At 48.9% G+C, this 20063-nt stretch carries 21 protein-coding genes; 9 read left to right on the plus strand and 12 right to left on the minus strand.

Translation table 11 applies throughout. The annotated features are described in order from the left end of the window. Entirely contained in the window at window positions 1-1821 is a 1821-nt protein-coding gene (locus tag J3P40_RS04305; protein WP_256003269.1) for a PAS domain-containing sensor histidine kinase, read from the minus strand. Window positions 1822-1869: 48 nt separating this feature from the next. Then, window positions 1870-3198 carry a vanadium-dependent haloperoxidase gene (locus J3P40_RS04310; protein ID WP_256003270.1) on the minus strand — a complete coding sequence of 443 codons (1329 nt, stop codon included), beginning with the start codon at window positions 3196-3198 and terminating at the stop codon, window positions 1870-1872. Window positions 3199-3235: 37 nt separating this feature from the next. On the opposite strand from J3P40_RS04310, the gene J3P40_RS04315 reads away from it, so the two are divergent. From J3P40_RS04315 to J3P40_RS04325, 3 genes are read left to right on the plus strand one after another with little or no spacing between them, the layout of a single operon-like run. After that, entirely contained in the window at window positions 3236-3994 is a 759-nt protein-coding gene (locus tag J3P40_RS04315; RefSeq protein WP_256003271.1) for a hypothetical protein, read from the plus strand. A 50-nt stretch (window positions 3995-4044) separates the two neighbouring features. Further along, the gene (locus J3P40_RS04320; protein WP_256003272.1) at window positions 4045-5493 is read left to right on the plus strand and encodes a sensor histidine kinase; all 1449 of its coding nucleotides are present in this window, start codon (window positions 4045-4047) and stop codon (window positions 5491-5493) included. Next, the gene (locus J3P40_RS04325) at window positions 5490-5903 is read left to right on the plus strand and encodes a response regulator (protein ID WP_256003273.1); all 414 of its coding nucleotides are present in this window, start codon (window positions 5490-5492) and stop codon (window positions 5901-5903) included. Before J3P40_RS04320 ends, J3P40_RS04325 begins: the two co-directional genes overlap by 4 nt. Here the strand turns inward: J3P40_RS04325 and J3P40_RS04330 are convergent. The 9 genes from J3P40_RS04330 to J3P40_RS04370 form a co-directional block, all read right to left on the minus strand. Beyond that, entirely contained in the window at window positions 5893-6807 is a 915-nt protein-coding gene (locus J3P40_RS04330) for an EamA family transporter (RefSeq protein WP_256003275.1), read from the minus strand. The genes J3P40_RS04325 and J3P40_RS04330 overlap by 11 nt on opposite strands. Before the next feature lie 37 nt (window positions 6808-6844). Next, the gene (locus J3P40_RS04335; RefSeq protein ID WP_256003277.1) at window positions 6845-7981 is read right to left on the minus strand and encodes a beta-1,2-mannosidase; all 1137 of its coding nucleotides are present in this window, start codon (window positions 7979-7981) and stop codon (window positions 6845-6847) included. A 17-nt stretch (window positions 7982-7998) separates the two neighbouring features. After that, complete coding sequence (locus J3P40_RS04340) at window positions 7999-9111, minus strand: sensor histidine kinase (protein ID WP_256003278.1); 1113 nt, start codon at window positions 9109-9111, stop codon at window positions 7999-8001. Window positions 9112-9172: 61 nt separating this feature from the next. Then, window positions 9173-9985: an RpnC/YadD family protein gene (locus J3P40_RS04345; RefSeq protein ID WP_256003279.1), complete on the minus strand. Its 813-nt coding sequence runs from the start codon at window positions 9983-9985 to the stop codon at window positions 9173-9175. A gap of 207 nt (window positions 9986-10192) precedes the next feature. After that, window positions 10193-10561: a hypothetical protein gene (locus tag J3P40_RS04350; protein WP_256003280.1), complete on the minus strand. Its 369-nt coding sequence runs from the start codon at window positions 10559-10561 to the stop codon at window positions 10193-10195. Between the two features lie 26 nt (window positions 10562-10587). Beyond that, window positions 10588-11244, minus strand: a complete 657-nt coding sequence (locus J3P40_RS04355) for a C40 family peptidase (protein ID WP_256003281.1) — start codon at window positions 11242-11244, stop codon at window positions 10588-10590. Beyond that, the gene (locus J3P40_RS04360) at window positions 11163-11552 is read right to left on the minus strand and encodes a hypothetical protein (protein ID WP_256003283.1); all 390 of its coding nucleotides are present in this window, start codon (window positions 11550-11552) and stop codon (window positions 11163-11165) included. The genes J3P40_RS04355 and J3P40_RS04360 overlap by 82 nt, the downstream gene beginning before the upstream one ends. A gap of 58 nt (window positions 11553-11610) precedes the next feature. Then, the gene (locus J3P40_RS04365; protein WP_256003285.1) at window positions 11611-12258 is read right to left on the minus strand and encodes a DUF6266 family protein; all 648 of its coding nucleotides are present in this window, start codon (window positions 12256-12258) and stop codon (window positions 11611-11613) included. Window positions 12259-12419: 161 nt separating this feature from the next. Then, window positions 12420-13061: a DUF6266 family protein gene (locus J3P40_RS04370; RefSeq protein ID WP_256003288.1), complete on the minus strand. Its 642-nt coding sequence runs from the start codon at window positions 13059-13061 to the stop codon at window positions 12420-12422. A 388-nt stretch (window positions 13062-13449) separates the two neighbouring features. Between J3P40_RS04370 and J3P40_RS04375 the strand changes: the two genes are divergently transcribed. Next, window positions 13450-14910, plus strand: a complete 1461-nt coding sequence (locus J3P40_RS04375) for a GntR family transcriptional regulator (protein WP_256003291.1) — start codon at window positions 13450-13452, stop codon at window positions 14908-14910. Between the two features lie 2 nt (window positions 14911-14912). Further along, entirely contained in the window at window positions 14913-15170 is a 258-nt protein-coding gene (locus J3P40_RS04380; protein WP_256003294.1) for a helix-turn-helix domain-containing protein, read from the plus strand. Between the two features lie 10 nt (window positions 15171-15180). Here J3P40_RS04380 and J3P40_RS04385 read toward each other — a convergent pair whose 3' ends face one another. Next, window positions 15181-15381: an Rpn/YhgA-type helix-turn-helix domain-containing protein gene (locus J3P40_RS04385; protein ID WP_256003296.1), complete on the minus strand. Its 201-nt coding sequence runs from the start codon at window positions 15379-15381 to the stop codon at window positions 15181-15183. Between the two features lie 382 nt (window positions 15382-15763). On the opposite strand from J3P40_RS04385, the gene J3P40_RS04390 reads away from it, so the two are divergent. The 4 genes from J3P40_RS04390 to J3P40_RS04405 all read left to right on the plus strand — a co-directional run bounded on the left by J3P40_RS04390 (window position 15764) and on the right by J3P40_RS04405 (window position 20045). Then, window positions 15764-17179: a hypothetical protein gene (locus J3P40_RS04390; protein ID WP_256003297.1), complete on the plus strand. Its 1416-nt coding sequence runs from the start codon at window positions 15764-15766 to the stop codon at window positions 17177-17179. Between the two features lie 19 nt (window positions 17180-17198). Continuing rightward, window positions 17199-18158: a zinc metalloprotease gene (locus J3P40_RS04395; RefSeq protein ID WP_256003298.1), complete on the plus strand. Its 960-nt coding sequence runs from the start codon at window positions 17199-17201 to the stop codon at window positions 18156-18158. Window positions 18159-18407: 249 nt separating this feature from the next. After that, the gene (locus J3P40_RS04400; RefSeq protein WP_256003299.1) at window positions 18408-19136 is read left to right on the plus strand and encodes a tyrosine-protein phosphatase; all 729 of its coding nucleotides are present in this window, start codon (window positions 18408-18410) and stop codon (window positions 19134-19136) included. Window positions 19137-19232: 96 nt separating this feature from the next. Then, window positions 19233-20045, plus strand: coding sequence for a polysaccharide biosynthesis/export family protein (locus J3P40_RS04405; RefSeq protein WP_256003300.1), 813 nt, complete (start codon window positions 19233-19235; stop codon window positions 20043-20045). Window positions 20046-20063 lie beyond the last annotated feature (18 nt).

Consider the following 20063-nt stretch of genomic DNA (forward strand, 5'->3'; position numbering starts at 1 on the left):
CTAACGGGCCAGGGGCAGGTCAAACGAAAAGGCCGAGCCCTGGCCTAATGTGCTTTCGGCCCGGATGTGGCCGTCATGCCTTTCAATAATCTCCGCACAGAGGTATAAGCCAATACCAAAGCCAGAGGCGCCGAACTTGTTGGTGTCTTCCACACGGAAATAGCGTTCAAAAATTCGTGGTAAGTCCTCCGGCTTAATGCCAAAGCCCTCATCCTTCACCCTAACCGTAGCCTTGCCACCGCTTACCCTGCAGGTCACTTCCACCCGGGTACCGGTGAGGGAATATTTCACCGCGTTCGTTAAAAAATTACTGATCACCTGGCCAATCTTATCCCTGTCGGCCAGCACCATGGCCGATGGGCCCGGATCGAATATGAACTGGTGACTGTCGAACATGGTATTCGCTTCATCCTCCAGCTCAGACACCAAGGCACTCAAATCGAACTCCTGCGGATCCAGGTGCAGTTTGCCCGCTTCCAGTCGCGATATGTTCAAAAAGCTGTTGATCATCCTGGTCATTTTTTTCAGCTGCAGGCCCGATTTCTCCAGCAAACCTTCCGCATAGGCGTCCGCTGTCTTCCGTGCGCTCCGTTGTAAAAGCTGCAGGTAGGCATTTAAAGAAGTAAGCGGTGTTTTCAGTTCGTGGCTTACCATCCCTATAAAATCGTCCTTGCGCTGCTCGTCCTTCTTCCTTTCCGTAATATCCTGCAAGGTACCGTTAAGGCTCAGCGGATTACCGTTCTCATCAAAAAGGGTTTTACCCTTTGCGCGCACCATACGCGGTACGCCTGTCAGTGGATGGATAATGGTATATTCAATTTCATAATTGCCTCCCGACTGCGGGGTCAGTGCACGTCGTATAGCAGCATCAACACGGTCACGGTCATCGTCTGCAATGGCAGCTGTAGCTGTTTCCAGCGCCAGGTGTTCAGCATGGCCCAGCCCAAACCAGGATTTTAGCAGATCATTGCCCGAAAGCCGGTTATTGGCCGGGTCGTAATAGAAAGCGCCAAGCTCGCCCGACTCCATGGCCAGGTTAAGCATCTCCTTTACCTTCGTGGCCTCCTGCCTGGCCTTAATCATATCGGTGATTTCGTCCAGGATAACCAGTACACCAGTGGTATTTCCCGAAGCATCCTTAAGCGGCTGATAAGCGGAGTTTACATAAGCCTCCCGCAAGCCCCCATTGTCATACAGCATTACCCTGAACTCACTGTTAACCCGTTTTACGCCTGTCCGGAGCACCTCGTCCAGCCAATCATATACGGGCTGTCCTTTCAGTTCCGGGCGGGCTATACGGTGCGGCTTCCCCAATACCTCTTTAGCCGTACGCCCCCATATCTTCAAGATCATTTCATTGGCCTGCTCTATGATATGATCAGGCCCAGTCAATACAGAAATGCCAACGGGCGACCGCTCAAAAATAGATTGCAGCCGGGCCTCACTCTCCGCAAGCTTATCGTTATAATGTTTAATATGCTCAGGAATTTCGGCAGCAGCATTGAAAGTCAGCACCAGGAAAGACGTCCGTCCGAGGCTGTCGGGAAAAGGTATAGCAGAAAGACCAGCCTCATTTAAAGGAAGCCCTGTGTCCCATGCATCCTGTAGCCTCAACAAAAGTTCCGGGCTTACCTGACCGGAAACAGCCTCCGCCAGCTTTTGTCCTACGAGGCTTCGCTGATGGTTCCACCTGGCCAGCATGGCATCATTTACATATAGGATATTCAAGTCGCGGCTGTTAAAAACAACCGTTTCGTTGGCCGACTGGTTAAACAGTTGCAGCAGCAGGTCTTCGCCGGAAAACATATCTGAGGTGATCATTGGAGACGGCCAAAGATAGCAAATTCCCGGTACATCCTTATTGATCGACTAAATCGGCTTAATTCCGTTGGTCTTCAACTCCCCAACAATATGCTCGCCAATAGCCCGGCCTACGTTCACACCATTTATAATCCCGTCCATAAAATGGATGCCGCCCCAGTAGCGGCTCATGGCAGCCTCTTTCGCGGCAGCGTTAAAGGAAGTAAAACGTCTTGGCTTCAAGCCATAAGGCTCCTCCACATCATCCGTATAGCTGTAGTTGTCGCCAAAATAATAAGTCAGGATCGCAGCCGTGGTTGCCGAAATATGCGAGTGCCCGCTCATGTACTCCGGAAAGGGAGGCGTTTGCAGCATAGGCTTCCACTTCTTGTCTATCAGTCGCCTGATCGCCGTTTCCGGACGTATCCTGTTGCTGCGGTACTTCTCATCCCAGCAGCTGATAAAGCTATCCGTTAAACCAGCGGCCACGATCGTATAGATCTCCATCGTCTTCGCAAAGCTGAGTTTCTCCTTCTGGCAGGCTATACCCGTTATGCCTACCCAGTGTGCTCCCGGCGAAATTTTCTTCAAGCCCACCATCAGGTGGCCCTCATTCTTCAGCGCAAAAGGATTGCAATCCCAGAAAGCCGCAATTTCGCGGTTTTCCTGGGTTAATCCCGAGCCCCCATCAATATAGTTGGCCATCAGCAATTTATAGAACTCCGAATTTTTATCCGACGAATAAGGCACCGGGGGTACCGATTTAAAAGCCTCTGCCGAATCAATCAGGAAAGGTCTCACCGTATTAAAGTAGGGCTCAACCGGCGCAAAATAAGCAGGTGGGGTAGGGTGCCAGCTGCCTTCATCGGTTGTCGGCGTATACCTCGGATAATTGCTGATCCGGTTATACCGGTCCTTCTTTGCATAGCCCATAATCTGCTTTACCACCTGGGTGGCGTACGACTGCGAGCGGGTTATCACGTCCTCCGGGAAGCCCAGTCTGCGACACGAATCCAGGAAACGTTGCTCAAATACGTCTAACTTCTTTCCCGAAGGCTGCATCCGTTTAGCCGTTCCCGTCATTGCCAGTATTGCGCTTAGCTGGGTAGAATAAGCGCCAGAGTCGGGCGGACTGCTGATCTCGGGAAATTCATTGAATACTCCTTTCAGCGACACCACCGAAGAGTCATTTAAACTTAGCACGGTATAGCCCGAAATACACGAGTATGCATAGAAACGCGCAGCAAGCGGCGGGTTGGATACATCGTGGATCATCAGCTGGGTCATTTGTTCCAGCACGCCTGCAATATCTTTGTTCGTTAGCTCAGGGTACTTGTCCTCCCTCTTGCAACTGCCCAGGCAAAGCAGCAGCGCTGCGCATAGTAAAAAGTGTTTCATGGTTATGTTTGGTTACTGCTAAGTTATATATTTAGGCGTGAATACCGAACAAAAAATCTTTCACACCCTTCGCATCAGCTCGGCTATGTGCCTCATTGGCCACGGCGCATTTGGCATCATCACCAAGGCGGTCTGGGCCAAATACCTTGGTGTGGCCGGCATCGGTCAGGATACGGCCTATCAGCTTATGCCGGTCATCGGCGTGGCCGACATCCTGCTGGGCATAAGCCTGCTGCTCTACCCAATCCGGGCGGTGGCTGGCTGGCTTGTCATCTGGGGATTTGCCACAGCCGCTATGCGACCGCTTTCGGGCGAGCCTTTTGCTGAACTCATCGAAAGGGCGGGTAATTTCGGCGCGCCCCTGGCCCTGTTGGTCCTTTGCACCCCTGCAAAGGGCGTCGCTTCCTGGTTTCAGCGCATGCATGCGCCGCAGGGCATGTCGGTCTACAAACTATCACAAGTACTACGCGTACTCCGTGCCGCTGCCTTCCTGCTGCTGGCAGGTCACGGCTGGCTCAATCTTATCGGTAAAGAAGGCCTGCTCAGCCAATACGCCGCACTAGGTTTTACGGATGCAAAGCAGGTAGCCCTGATCGTCGGAATTATCGAACTTGCTGCCGCCTGCATCATCGCTTTCCGGCCTGTAAGACCTTTTGTTCTTGCTGTTCTTATCTGGAAAATGACCACCGAAATGTTCTATCCCCAATGGGGCTTTTTCGAATGGGTAGAGCGGGGCGGAAGCTATGGCGTGTTACTGGCCATCTGGTTCGCACTCGAGCGGTCCAAATCCCGATAATCGGCAAGGATTTTGCATTGGAGCAGTCAATCAACTGACCGATCTTCAAGATGCCGACCAAACTGGAACTTTATGAACGCGTAACGCCACTCGCCGGCCTGGGGATATGGGAGCGAAACCTGGTGACCGGAGAAGCCTACTGGAACCAGATCATCCGGGAAATATTCGAGATTGAAGCCGCAGAGCCGCCTGCAATGGACGAAGTGATCATGTTCTATAAAGACCCGACCCGGATACGCGCCATCCTCGACAAGGCCATGCGATCAGGTCAGCCACATACCGGCACCTTTGAGATCAGCACAGCAAGTAACAAGCAGAAATGGATAAGGCTCCGCGTGCAGAGCCAGATCGCAGGCGGTGCATGCGAACGTATTTACGGGACCATCGAAGATATCACCGACAACGTCAGGCTGCTCAACGAGCTCCAGGAGAAGGAAAAGCGGTTTTCTGAAGCTTTCGACCACGCGCCTATAGGCATGGCACTGGTGTCGCCCGAGGGCCACTGGATCAAAGTAAACGAGAGCTTATGCCAGCTGCTGGGCTATACCGAGCAGGAGTTCATGAACCATACCTTTCAGGAATTTACCTATCCCGAAGATCTCGACTCCGACCTGCGTCAAATGAAACTATTGCTCAACGGCAAGATACAGCGGTACAGTATGGAAAAACGCTACTACCGCGCCAATGGCGTCCTCATCTGGGCCCTGCTTAGTGTCTCGCTCGTGCGCGATGCCGCCGGCAATCCCCTGTATTTCGTATCGCAGGTTAAAGACATTACACAGCGGAAGCGCAACATGGAAACCATCCGCGATCAGAACGCGCGGCTGTTGAATTTTGCGCATATAATTTCCCATAATCTACGTTCTCACACGGGCAACATCCGGATGATGACGAGCATGATCTCCGAAGAACAAGATGAAGAGGAAAGAATTAAACTCGTGGAGATGCTCGACATCAATGCCAGCAATCTCCTTGAAACGCTCAACCATCTTAATGAAGTCGTTAAAATTCACGACAAAGGTCAGGCCGATGTTGCCGAACTACACCTCCGGCAGCAGGTAGAGCGCGTCATGGAAATACTCGGCCCCTCGTTCCGCGCCGCCAAGGCAAAAGTAGACCTGCAGATAGATCCTGCATTGGTCATTAATTACAGTCCGGCCTACCTCGAAAGCATCCTTATCAACTTGCTTACCAATTGTATAAAATATAAGCACCCCGACCGCAAGCCCGAAATATCCATATGCGCGGAGCTTGTCGATTCCTTTGTGCTGCTCAGCATAAGCGATAACGGCCTGGGCATAGACCTCGAGCTCCACGGGCATAAACTTTTCGGCATGTACAAAACCTTCCATAAGCATGAGGACGCGCGTGGCATGGGGCTCTTTCTCGTCAAAAACCATGTCGAAGCCATGGGCGGAAGGATCCATGCGGAGAGCAAGCCCGGAGAAGGAACCAAATTTACCATAGAAATCAACACCCACACATACACACACGAATGAGCAAAATTGATATTGCATGCCTGATCGACGACGACAGGATGTTTACCTATTTGTTGAGTAAACAAATGAAGCTGATGGATTTTTGTGAAGGCGTACTTGTTTTCAACGATGGTCTCGATGCACTCAAATACCTCAAACCCATTATTGAATCGCCCGAATCTTTGCCCTCGGTTATCCTTTTAGACCTGAATATGCCGGTGCTCGACGGATGGCAGTTTCTCGACGAGTTCACCAAATTCAAGCCCAGTAAAAAGATCACCATATATATTGTCAGTTCCTCTATTGATCAGCAGGACCACCTTCGGGCAGCCCAGTACCGCGAAGTATCCCGTTTTTACGTCAAGCCCATATCCAAAGAACACCTGGTCGAGATGCTGGAAACCCTGAACAATAACGACATCAGCTCTTAGTAAGCTTTGCGCGGTTCGACAAGTACGCCGCTACCAGGATAATGGCGATGCCCAGGACCTGGCTTACAGAGATATGTTCATTGGCCACCAATACGCCCAGCAGCACCGCAATAATAGGGTTTACATAAGCATAAGTGCCCACTACCGCTGGTGGCCGTACAGACAGCAGGTAGTACGAGGCCGTGAAAGCGACAACCGAACCCGCAACGGCCAGATAGCTGATGGCAGCCCAGGTGCGCAGGGATACCTGGCTGAAGCTAAACGAGGCCAGCGGATCGGCAAACACACTCACAATCAGGCAGGCCACCGCGCCGCCCAGCAACTGCCAGCTCACATCCGGGAAAAGGCGGCCAGCCTGCGCATGGTTCTTATAATAAATTGAGCCCACCGCCCAGCTTAAGCAAGAGCCCAGCACAGTAAGCGAGGCGATCAGCTTCATCGTCCCGTCTTCCGACCCGCCCGAAAGCTGATCCTTAAATAGTAACAATATGCCCGCGAGTCCCAGCGCAATGCCCGCGAACGTAAGCCAACTGTTGAAATAGCCCTTCCAGTTTTTGCGGTCAACCACAATATACCAGATCGGCAGGGTAGACACCAGCACCGCAGTAAGTCCCGACGATAAATACAACTCAGCCCAGAACAACACACCCTGACCCAGCGTAAGCATCACCGCCCCCAGCAGGATATTCCTCCATACTGTAGCATCAATAAGCCGCTGTCGCCGCACCACACAAATAACCGCCAGCAGCAAGCCGGCAACCACGTACCTAAAGCCCGCCATCAAAAAAGGGGGGAAATCTTCCAGACCGATCTTAATCGCCAGATAGGTCGTCCCCCAGATAATATAAACAGCCGCAAAGGCTAAAATGACCTTAAAATCAAGGGATCGGAACCAGTTGTTCATTTGCTACGCTCATTTAGAGCTTGCAAATATATGGAAATCACTGTTTCGACGCGGGATCAAATACCGCCACGGCAACACGCGAATCAGCACAGCCATAATATAGGAACCATTTCTTCTTGAAGTACACCAGACCTTCAATAAACACGGTGCCTGCGGGGTACTGACCGCTCTTCTCGTAGGCTTCCCTTGGAACCAGGAATGGCTCGTCGAGCCTGTTCAGCACTTTTGTAAAATCTTTGGAATCGAACAGGATCTGCCCGGCAGCATAAGTATTCGCTGTGTAGCGCTTGTCGCGGGTCTCGCCCCCCGAATTTTTACCGTTGTATAAAAGAAGAATGCCCTTGTCGGTCATCACAGCAGGCGGACCGCATTCCGTGAGATCGCTATCGAAATAACCCCGTCTGGGTTTAGCGATATGGAGCAGGTTGCCCGATTCATTTAGTAAAGGTTCCCAGTTGATCAGGTCGGTCGACACAGCCGGGTTAATAAAACGTTCGCCCCAGTACATCAGATATTTGCCATTTACCTTAGCGATTACCTGCTTGTTGCCTTTCAAGCGCGTAACCACCGAGCCCGACTTGCTGGCCATGTCGGCAAACCGTCCGTTATGCGCACGCTTAAATGCCGGCCCGTGCTTTTTCCAGATTCGCAAATCCTTTGATGTAGCTACCGCAAGTCGGGGCACTTTCCTGTTCCACTGCGTGTACAACATCACAAAAGTGCCATCCTCAGTCCGCGCTATCCTGGGGTCTTCGCAACCTCCCGGCCATTCCATTTCCTTCTGGTCGTCATTGGCCGGATACAGCACCGGTTTAGCATCTCTCCTCATGCTGATGCCATCAGCGCTGGAAGCGATCCCAAGCCTGGAAGTACGCTTGCCTATCCCCATGCCCGACATATCTTCCGCGCGGTACAGCACGTAGATGCTATCGCCCATTACGGCCGCAGCCGGATTAAAGGTGTCGCTGGCCTCCCAATGTACCGGCTTTCCCGACATCGGGTCAGGGAATACCGTAGTTGTATCCGGCAAAATAACCGGCGCGCTGCTGCCTCGGACAAACGGCGTCATGGTCCAGTTGCTGTTTTGCTGCGTGAGTTTTTGAGTAGTACATCCCGCACTTGCTACGGTAAGGAGCAGCGCGAGCATAAGTTTAGAGATTATATTCAGGTTCATCCCGTCAAGATATCATCTTAAAACGAATTACCCAAGCTTCCGTTGTCGTTAATTTTTCCCATCATGGTGTGAATTTTCCCATCAAGTTCCCCGGCAGCCGTACCAAGCATATCTATATATTCCGAGAGTTCATGCTGCGGCAATGTTTTGATGACATTCACAAGGCCAAGGATAGAGGCAACCGGCCGGCGTATCTCGTGCGACTGGATCCTGGCGATTTCCGTCAGCGCTTCGTTCTGCTGGGTGATCTTAAGTTCGTGAGCCTTTCGCGCAGAAATATCCGTTGCATTATAAGACACCCCGATAATACGTCCGTCTGTAGCATACACCGGATCATAATCTATTTGCCACCAGATATCCTCCTGCGCATAACTTAGCTTAACATCATTGCTGACACTCTCGCCCTTCATTGCCCGCTCGAAGTTTGCTTTGAAGACATCCAGGTGCTGCGGATGCACATAATCCGTGATCTTGTCGCCAATGTTGATCCTCATACCTGAGTTGCGTTTCACAAAATCGACAACAGCCTTGTTGTAATGCAGCACTTCATAATCGGACCCCAGAAACAGGTGACAGGCCGCTGAGCTTTCAAAAAAGGCCCTGATCTTAGATTCAGAACGCTTTGCCCGGTCAAACTGCTCCTTAAGAATATCCACGCTCAGCTCAAAGTCGAGCAGCATCATGGCCTGGTCCCTCAGTACACCAAGCATCAGCCGCTGCTCCTCGTTCAGGTCGTTCGGTTTCATATCAATCACGCACAAACTCCCCAGCAGGGCGCCGTCGGCAGCCCTCAGGCGCGCACCCGCGTAGAACCGGATATTCGGATGGCCTGTAACCAGGTTATTCTCCGCAAACCGGCTGTCCTTCTCGGCGTCCGGAACAACCATGATCTCTTCCTCAAGTATAGTGTGGTTGCAAAAAGCGTCCCTACGTTCGGTATGTGTTAAGCTGGTTCCCGATTTAACCTTGAAATGCTGGATATCCTCATCCAGAAAAGTAATGAGACCAATTTCGCAATGGCATATCCTCGCTGCCAGGTCAACAATACGCTGAAGCTCGGCCTCCCGCGTTATTTCAAGATTTAAGAAGCGTCGGAGAGACTTGAGGCGTTCCAGTTCTGATAAGGGCATGCGTTAGTGTTTGTTTGAACATAAGCAATATCCAGACCATAAAATTGTTTAAAAGCAGAGCCTAAAGCTTTTCGATTTCTTTTATAGTGAGACCGGTAGCTTCCGAAATGATCATGATGTCGATGCCCTTGCTTTTCAAGTGCTTTGCTATCTCCGCCTTTTCTCTTTCAGCGCCACGGGCTTCCCCTCTAGCTTCCCCTCTGCGATAAAAGATATCGTTTTCTTCTTTAAAAAATGTACTTACTGACTGCATAATTTCTTCAAGTTGATGTACAAGATTGGATCGCAACTGTACAAATATACGTAATTGATTAAAAAGTTTATTCTTCTCCAGGTCACTTTCGGTCGACCTGGCAATGCCATCCACAATAGCCTGAAGGTCTTCCTTTAACTTGCCGTGCGGGATATTAGCCAAGATGCCCATCATCTTAACGTGCGGCACCTCCGATCTGAGATACAGGTCGGGGTTAGTCTCGGAAACGCGGATCAACTCATACTTGTACTTGTGACAAGGTGTGTCAATCTCCGTTTTCATTTGAGGCGTAACCTCGTTCAGAAATATCACAAATTGTTTGACTGGCAACTTGTACCGGCGCATCAGCATCACGCTGTACTCGGCCATTCGGTAAACCATCTCTGCCTCATTGGCTACCTGAAATTCCAGATGCAGAACATACGTATCTCCTGCGCTGTCGGTCACTTTCTTAAGCGCATCAGGTTTACGTTCTTTTGTATGCTGGATATCGTCTGGCAGCTCCTCACTGGCTACGATGTCGAGATGAAGCAAGTCCTTCATAATCGCTGGCAGGGTAGCTTCCAGGTTTTCCTTAATGATCTTGTCGTACTGGCTCGTCTGTCCTGAATTCTTTCGCATCTGTATTTTTCAGCAGCAAACTTAATCAGGAATAACCATCCGCTGGTAGTCACACAACAAATTTATTTACAGTTGGTTACGAAATATTTTGAGGTGATAATCAAGGATTTGAACAATAGCTCAACATCACGAGATTTCACCTCAAAATAACTCAAATGACTTTACCAAATTAAATCGCAGAAGACCGGAAATTAACCGTGAAAGACCTTAAATCATGCGTGAACGCCGAAAAGCCAAACGCAAAATGCGCCAAATCACCACTATTACAACCACGCCTGCAATCCAAAACCACAGTCCCTGTGCTGGAGAGCGGCTTTTAACGCTTTCAGATAGCCGGGCCGATCGCTGTTCAGACGCTGCCGCCTGATGGAGCGTCTGTTCGTTTACCAGATCCTTTATGTTCTCATAACGGTACAGTGTGCTGTCGGTCCAGTACGAAAACACCTCGTGCTCCCGCGTTGCCCTGCTGTGGCTCAATTCCAGGCGCTCCTGTGCACTGCTTATCTTACGCTCCGAGCTCGAACGTGCGCTGGTCGATTTTCCTAGCATAGAGCAGCCGCCTGCCGCGACAAGCATTGCGCAAGCCAAAAAACACATCCATTTCATCTTCCACCTCCCTTTCCATTTCGCGGAGCAGCTATCCAGTCGGCATAACAATGCACCGTGCGCACATGCCGCAGGCGGCGATACACCCCATCGCCCTCCCTGCCGCCCGAAGCGTTCGTGTTGCCCTCCACCGTACCAATCCAGGAATCGCGGCGGTCGGTTACCAAACCGCAATGTGCCACACGCTTCAACGCTGGGAAATAGATCCCAAACACATTGCCCGGTGCCGCTGCCTTCGCTAGTCGCGCGGCAGGGAAGAGGGCGGGCGACCAGCCCGTGCGGGGTTTGGCATACCCTGCTTGTTTAAACACCCAGGACACAAAAGCCGCACACCAGGGCTGTCCCTTCTTCAGGCCCACCGAAGCCAGATAGCCCTCTACACGCGGTCCGTCATTTTTGCCCGAAGCCTCCCGCACCCAAAGCTCCCCGCAGGCTATCTCCACCACACGCTTGCGCTGCTGCGCGTCGGCAACATGCGGCTTGCTCAAAGGCGTAAAACTGCCATAAAGACGCTCGCCCAGCCAGTAGCCCGCCCTTGAATGCGGCGTGGCAACCTCAAAGGTGCCTTTGCCTAGCATACTACTGCCAGGCATCCCAGACCCGCCAACAAGAGCAAAGCAAAAGAAAGCCAGAAGAAACTTAGCTGTTGCCATAATTCCAGCGTATTAAAGCGTGAAACCATCTCGCCCCGGTCGGGCAAACCCAATACAAACCAAAAATGGTTCAGCAGCCACCAGGCAATACCTACGATCAGCCCGAAGCAGGCCAAACCAATCATCACCAGCAGCCAGATGCTGCCATCAATAAAGCCGCGAGTCGGGTCGGCAGAAAATACAAGACCCTGTAGCAGCGGCCACAGCCAACATACTGCAGTAAGCAGCACGCCGATCTTAAACGCCTTTATCAGCACAGGCGTTCCCCATCCCGGGTGGGCCTGCATATTGAAATCAAGAATATTCATTTTGAAAAAAATTAGATGAAAAAAAAGAGGGCGCCATCACAGCGCCCTCAACTTAACATTAAACAATGATCAGTTCGCCAAGGTATTGCGACCGGCTCACGAGGCGGCCGTCGACAGCCTTGGCCAGGATATACACCTGAACCTCATCGCCGCTGAAGTCGAGCGGCAAACTCATGTCGTACGCCACCGCGCTGCGGGCCACCACATCCTGCGCAATCACAAACCTGTCTTTGGCCGGATTAAACACGATGACAGACACCCGGTCGGTCGCATCCCTGTCGGGAAGCCCCGGCAAATCCGCTGCCCAGCTAAAGTTCAGCTCCGCCTCATTGTCGGCCGCCACCTGTACGGCGCTCAGCTGACCCAGCTTGCCCTCGCTAAAGCGGATCTGCGCAAAGTCGATCGTGTAGTTCGGAGAAACCCCCGCAACTGCGACCTCCAGATTGTAGGCCACACAAGCGTTCATCGCGCTTTGGTTAGGCTTGCGCACCAGGTCGAAACCCGGTTTGATAATCGATTTCGCCCAGCTCAGGAAGCCCGAAACCAATTTCATTTTCAATTGCACTTCGATCTGCTTCACCGTTGGCGGCCGGTTCGATTTGCGCGGCATCGCCTTAATCAGATCCATTAATCTCCAGAAGCAGCCATATGCCGTTCCTAATTGTCCCTGGAATCCACCCAGGAATCCTCTTGATAATTTTCCCATTTTAGTAGGTTTTTAAAGTTTAAAAAATTTGTTTATTCACGTTGTCCTTGCAAGTCAACACGACAAACATATAGCAGCTTTCAAACAAAACCTACTGGGTCACAGTAATTTGCCGAACTTTTCCGGTGATTTTCCGGAGTTCCGGAAAATTTCAGGGCAGTTCAGGGCGCTAATTCACCCAGCCAAACACTGTTCGAGATCTGCTGCCGGTTGTCGCTCACAAAGCCGATGTACACCTGCAGCGCATGCCCGCTAAACTCGTCCGGGATCTCCAGCAAGTCGGCACCCTTATATCGCGGCGCACCACCAATCTGGAAGGCCGAACGGTTCAGCGCCTGGCAGTACACCAGCAACATCGTTTGTGAACGCTTTAGTACATTTTCTGCGTTCGGGTCGGCCCACCAATAAAACGACACGCCCTGCAGCGTACGTTCGGCCACAAGTCCAGATGGCATAGGCAGCGAACCCTGAGTAAGCCGCACCTTCGGGTAATCTATCCGCAAGTCCGGATAAACGCCCGTTACCGCATGCAGCAACTGGTACGACTTCGCCGCATTGTTGGCCGAAAACGGCTCTCCCCGGGCCGTGAGCTCGAAGCCCACCCTTACAAAATCCGTCATCGTGTCTACAAACCGGTTTACCACCGACATTGCACCGCGTGTCGCCCTAACCGGTTCAGTAGCCGGTTTCTTCGTTTTCCGTCGCTTAGCGCGCAAATACGGAATCCCGTTCCTGATGTAACACTCATAATCGCCCGCCACCCCGGTGGCGCCGCCGAAAACTCCCTGAGTTAATCTAGCCATAGTTTCTAGTCTGAATATTAAACCAATATTTACCGGCTGCTACCCGCTCCAGTCCGCATAACATCCGGGTAGCAACCGGGCAGTATCCGGGTAGTATCCGGGCAGCAACGCCTCTCTAAACCAAAGCTAAATGGTTGTAACCGACTCATTTTGTGATGGTTTGCACTTTTTTCGATGTGCAGGTTTGTAACAATCTGGTTATCAGCGAAAAATTGGTGTTTTTACCAGTCCTTTGTGAAAACCGGTTCATTTTTTTGTATTAAAAGTTTCTTAAAGTGGTCGTTTCCAGTCGAAAGTATGATAAAGATGCACTGTGTAAGTGATGCCTTTCCTGCCGGAAGCCTGCGATAAGCTAAATTCGTTAACCAAACATCAACAAACCCGCTCTATGAACGAGAATGAACACCACAGATGGATCGTACCCACGCTCATGAAGAACCGGTACGCTCAGCAAATTGAAGACCTTATTGTTACCCGGATCACCAGGGGCATCCTGCAACCCGGAGAGTCACTCCCCTCATGCCAAAAACTGGCCCACATCAACGGCATACACCGCAACACGGTATCCAAGGTGTACCAAAGCCTCAGTGCCTGCGGCTGGCTGCACATAGGCCGCGGCGGCAAAACCCTCGTGGCCGAACACCCGCCCATACCCAGGGGAAGCCAAAGCGGGGTGCCCGATCGGGTGCCGGCCAATATGCGGCCCCGGCAGGAAATACTTACCATACCTGCGCCGCAAAACAAGCGCGACTATGTGATGATCGGGCCCCAGCAGCTCAACGAAACCTATTTGTCCTATAAGCTCATCGATAAACACAGTCGCTCGCATATCCGCTCCCGCATCAACGCTGCGCAGATAGAACTGCTGCGGGCCGACCGTGCAGAGCCTCTTGCAAACCCGGTATGCGGCTATCTTAATCAACGCGGATTTTCCATTGGGCTGCAAAACCTGCAACTCATCCGCGGTAAGGGCGCCGCCGTAGCCCGGTTACTGCAACTGCTCCTGCCCCCGCAAAGCACCATCATCAATACCGTGCTGGGCTGTCAGTTTACCGAATACATGATGCAGCAAAGCGGGCATACCATTATCGAGTTCGATATTACCCGATACGATGCGCTGAGCCAGCTGGAAGCACTGCTCAACAAACAGCCCATCAAAGCCATGTATATCAGGCCGGGCTGCAGCTTCCTTAAAGCACATACGGTCGACGAAGCCACCTGTTTGGCCCTCATAGCCCTGTCGCGAAAACACAGGTTTTACCTCATCGAAGATGATGACGACCATGAGTTCTGGTACAAAGCCGAACCCTTCCGATCGCTGATAAACTACGAAAACGACGGGCAGGTGGTGTACTGCGGCGCGCTCAGCAGATTGCATCCATATCTGCAAAACCTGCGCACTATTGTTGCTCCGGCCGAGATCATTGACATGCTGAAAAACATGCCGGGCAGTCCGCATGAGTACCGCGACCATGTGATGGAGGTCTCCATAGAATATATGCTGAGAAGTGGTGAACTTCAGAAGCTGGTGCGGCAAACCCGGCAGCAAAAGCAGCGCGACCTGATGAACATGCACGAGATACTTAAAACCCAGTTGCACGAGTTTATACGATACAAACTGCCCGATCATGGCACAAGCATCTGGATCCGTTTCCTGCCGCAGGTTAACCTTAAGCTGATGCTCGACATGCTGGAGCGCAAAGGCGTGCAGGTACCCTACTTTCCGGAAAAGCAGCTGCTCCAGCAGCATGTACACCATATGCGGCTCGATTTCAGTCAGTATATCGAGGAAGAATGCTACCAGGCCGCCATAAACCTCAGACAGATTTTGCACCACAGGATTCGTTAGCCATGAAACACTTGCTCGAAAAAATTATTCAGCTGCTCGAAACACACTTTGAAGAACTCCGGCAGGAAAGGCAAGAGACGCTGCTTGCGCGCAACAAGGACGTTTGGCTCGACTCAGACACCGTCCAACGGATGCTGCGGGTAACAGACCGCACACTTTTCAACTACATTAAACAAGGTAAGCTGGTCTCTGTTAAACGCGGTCACGTAAGGTACTTTCAGGAAGCCTCTGTGCTGGCGCTTATGGAAAAGGGGAGGTGAGGGACAAAGGTTAAAGCTTTTCGATTTCTTCAACAGAAAGGCCAGTAGCTTCCGAAATGGTCTTAATGTCGATTCCTTTGTTTTTCAAGTGCTTTGCAATATCGCGTTTTTCCTGAGCTGCTTTCGCTTCGGCCTTTGCGCGTTCCTTTTCAGCGCCACGAACTTCACCCTGTTTCTCCGCCCTGTCCAATAATAGTTCTTCTAAGCCCATAGTATTACTCCTTTCAGTTATCTTATCAAACTCTTGTTCAAATTTAATCAGGAAACATTACTACAGTGATAATCACAGAAAGATTTATTTACAGCTAGCTGAGCAAAATTTTGAGATGATTACCTCACAAATGTTATGAGATCAGCTACCTGCTTTCAGGTATTTGCTTACAATCTGTTTGTTTGAGTAAATTATTGGTTATATTGTAATTGATTTTAATACAGCATGTTGCTGTTAAATGACCAACCAAACTAACCATCTAATGACTCGAGAATTATTGTTTGTTGCCTGCATGTTATGTATGCTAAGCGCAAAATCACAAACCCCGATTAGCGATATTATATCGAAAAAATCCACAATCCTTATAAAGAGGGAACAGCTCATGAACGGATATATACCGTTGCAGCAAGTCAGCGTTGTGAGCGACAGGCAACCATTTTCAAGTGTGGAAGAAATTGAGAATTTCCTTGATAAAATGAATTCGGATGAGTCATTGAGCTCGGATATATCGATCTGGATGCGCCAACATCTTAAAAGCTACCCAAATGGCGCTGCTATTGTTTTTGTACGCCGGCCGCTCAACCTAAATAAACTGTATCAAAATACCAGCGCAACTATCGATTCATTATATAAAGTAGTTTGCAAGGAAAAGCACGCCATCAAGGCGATGCTGGAGGCGTACAGAACCGAGGAGAAGACCCTTACAAAGAAAATGGCAGCGGACAGGACGGAAATTGTTAAGAGAAGCATACAAAACGCAACCGAAAAAGAAAAGCGCGAACTTAAGAAGCTTCAGTCAGATTATACAATTGACCAGCAAAAGCATCTATCGCTCAGATCGTTAATTGAAAGCCTTGATAAGGAACATATGGGTCTAACGGACAAGTTGACCGAACTTCAGAAGCAGTTTGATGAGGCTAATAATTTTTTTGTGGAAGACACTACCCAGATACTGTCTACAGTTATTACCAGTGAACATGGCGAGAGCTCTGATTATTTGCTGAACAGAAGGAATGTACTTGTCGTACTCTTAGGAAATTCGTTCAATTCGCACTCGATACAAGTGGTTAATGGTAAAAAGAGCGTTGATGTGGGGTTAGCTAATCTTATGAAATTGGCGACTACCGTTACCGGTATTAAGAATGGCGCGAAGTACGAAAGGGACAAAGACTGCGATCCGGTAAATCCTGACCGGTCCATGCAATTAACCTTTTTTCTGTTGAAACAGAGAAGCATCGATCCACCGAGTGCCCTAAATTTAACCAAGCAGGAGAAGGTGGTAAAGACTTTAGCGGATATCCACGAAAAGTCCTATTTAGGGATAAAGGTAGGCTTAGGTCTTCATCGGCTTGAAAACAAGGATTTCCGTTTGAATTCCAATAATGAACTCACGATACAAACAGACTCTCTTCGAGCTGATGAGCTAAAACTTAACCTCATGGCACTTGTCGAATTTTACCCTTTTGGCCGTGATTATGACCGGCTTAAATTGATTACCGATAAAGATAACATTCCATTTCATGAACGTATCGGAATCGTGGCGGGGCTGAAGATATCTAAAGACCCGCTTGAAAGTTATTTTGCAGGAATCTCTTTGGCAATTTCCAAAGCCTTTAATGTTGTTGCGGGAACAAGTTTCAACAAAACACCGGAAGATGTAGATGAGTTGCAGGTGGGAACCAATGCAAGTCTGGAGTACTTACGAAGACATTCCGATAAGCAATACGTACCGAAACTATACCTCGGCATCTCTGTGTCACCGGAGTCATTGTTCAAAGTGTTTGGTGTGAAAGATTAACTAAATTATCCGTATCAAAATGAAAAAGGAAGTGATGCTTTTAAGCGTGCTCGTAGCAACACTAGGTGTTGCCTGCAGTGATCAAAAAGGTGGAGACGACACCGGTTCCACAACTACCCAGGCAGATACATCGATAGCTTCAACAAATGGGGCGCTTGCGCTAGATACAATTTCTCTTACCTCTTCTAAGGCGCTTTCTTTAAACAGCAAAGCGCAGGAGCTTATGGCCCGCCTGCAGCGAACGCTTAAGTCAGTAGTTCTCGACGGCACAAAATTTTATGTTGTTGAAGGTGATTTGTTGATGGATCAGGATGAATTGTATGTATACGCACTCAAACTATTAAATCGCGATCGAGGCGCGCACGGAGCGGATAAGCTGACCGTAGCAACTACGTCTGCCGGTCAGTTTGCTAAATGGCCTGAGGGGTATGTGATCAAATATTCGGTATTAAAAAGATCGTTCATGTCACCCCAGATGTACCAACAAACCGTTGCATGGATGCAAGAAGCCACGACCGATTGGATGAAGGCCTGCAATGTTAAGTTTGAATATGTGCCGGCATTGGATAACGGCACTGTCGGCCAAGTTATTGATCCCAGGCTGACCTTTGTGGTAAGACAATTTAACTCAAATGGTGCATTTGTGGCACAGGCATTCTTCCCGCCAGATCCACCATACAGGCGGAAGATATTGTTGGATTACCGTTTTTTTAGTCTGCGGGAAAGCAAGGCGGGTGTGCTGCGGCATGAACTCGGCCATGTCTTAGGTTTTCGACATGAGCACATATGGCGTACCGGAACTGACTGTCCCGAAGAGGCGATTGTTGAGGAATTCCTCGGCGCTCAGAATTTAAGCGAAGAGATAGATTGCTCTTCGGTAATGCACTATATCTGCGGCGACTGCGGTTCATACGAAATGAAGCTGTCTGAAAATGATATCAGGGGCGCCCAAGTGGTGTACGGCACACCTAAACGCTAATAGATATACGTCTAGAGTTTAACTTATTTAACGTCACCTAGCCCTTTAAAGTGTACGTTGTACACTATGCAGGGCAATATCCCGCTCATTTTTAGCATTTTACCAGAACATATCGAAATTATTTTAAGAAAATTTAATATTAAAACTTGCATAAGATTTCCTTATATTTGTGCGAATCCTTAAGTATTATTGAGCACTTGCTGTGAAAATCAGGTCTATTTTTTTAAAATTTCATGCAAAATCCAGGTAATGTTCTCATTTTTTAAGAAAAAAACACGTGTAGATAACATAGAATGGTTGGGAGTTGATGTTCATTCGCATTTATTACCTGGAATTGATGACGGATCACCCGATGTTGTGCAATCTGTAGCGCTAATTAAGCAATTAAATGAGCTTGGATTTCATAAATTTCTATGCACACCGCATATCTTCAAAGAATTGTATCCAAATACCTGCGACACCATAAACCCGGCGCTTGCCAAAACCAGAGAAGCTTTGGCTAAGGCGAAAATCAATGTAGAACTCGGGGCAGCCGCAGAATATATGATTGATGAAAACTTTGAGGTTAATGATGACCTTATGTGTTTGCCAGGAAAATATGTGCTTATCGAGATGTCTTACATGAATGAGAGCCCGAATATAGAAGACGCAATTTTTGATCTGCAAATCAAAGGCTATAATATCATTCTGGCTCATCCCGAACGCTATATTTTTTATCATAAAAACCTAACACGACTGGAGCGCTATAAAGATATGGGTGCGATGCTCCAGATGAACCTGCTTGCGCCAACAGGTTATTATGGCAAGGACGTGAAACGTGCTGCAGATTACCTTTTGGAGGGTAAGTATTACGACCTAGCGGGAACTGACCTCCATCATGATAAACATTTAGCAGTGCTAACTAATGCAGTTAGAGGCGGATACTTATATGAGAAGATTGGCGATTATCCGTTTAAAAATAAATCAATGTTTATATGACGACTATACTTAGAAAAGGGGATGTGAGAATCAGGGTAAAAAAGGCTAAATTTGCGACTTATTTTTTACAAAGAATTTAAAAGTTTTATTACGTATATGGTAAGAAAAATTTTAGGCAAAACGCGCTTTACCTCTCTAATTGTCCTTTCTGCTGTTTTCATCGTTTCTTGCGGAAGCACTAAGAATGTTCCTTATTTTCAGGATGTCAGCTTGGATGCTCAGTCTGAATTATCTAATACTGCTAAGTTCACTGAACCTGTAATTCAGGCAGATGATATTCTATCCGTTTCAATATTTACAATTGATCCAGCTACCGGAATGATTGTTAACCAAGTGGCTAGCCAGGTGATGGGTACACAAGGAAATGCCGCTTCCACACAAAATGCAACTCCGTCAACCTCAGGATTCATTGTTGATAAAAATGGTGAAATTGAACTTTCTTTACTGGGCAAAATGAAGGTGGCGGGGTTAACAACGTTTCAAGCAAAGGACTTGATTAGAAATCGGGCTTCCAATTCGTATCAGAATCCAAATGTTCAAGTTCGATTCGCTAATTTCAAAATTACAATTTTAGGAGAGGTCACTAAACCAGCGTCATACATCATACCTAATGAGAAAGTGAGTATTTTGGATGCTCTTGGCTTGGCGGGCGATTTGACCATATACGGAAGACGAGAAAACGTAATTTTAATAAGAGACATCGATGGGAAAAAGGAGTTTGCTCGAATAAACCTTAATTCGAAAGACATATTCACTAGTCCCTACTATTACTTAAGACAAAACGACGTGATATACGTGGAACCAAATAAAGGTAAAGCTGCAACCCTCAATCAAGCTCGAACTCAAACGATTGCTTTAATAGGAACGGCTTTGACTGTAGTGGCTGCCCTTGTAGCGAGACTTTTTTAAGCAAAGCATCTGATACAT

Source organism: Pedobacter deserti (assembly GCF_024436415.1).
GTDB lineage: Bacteria > Bacteroidota > Bacteroidia > Sphingobacteriales > Sphingobacteriaceae > Pedobacter > Pedobacter faecalis.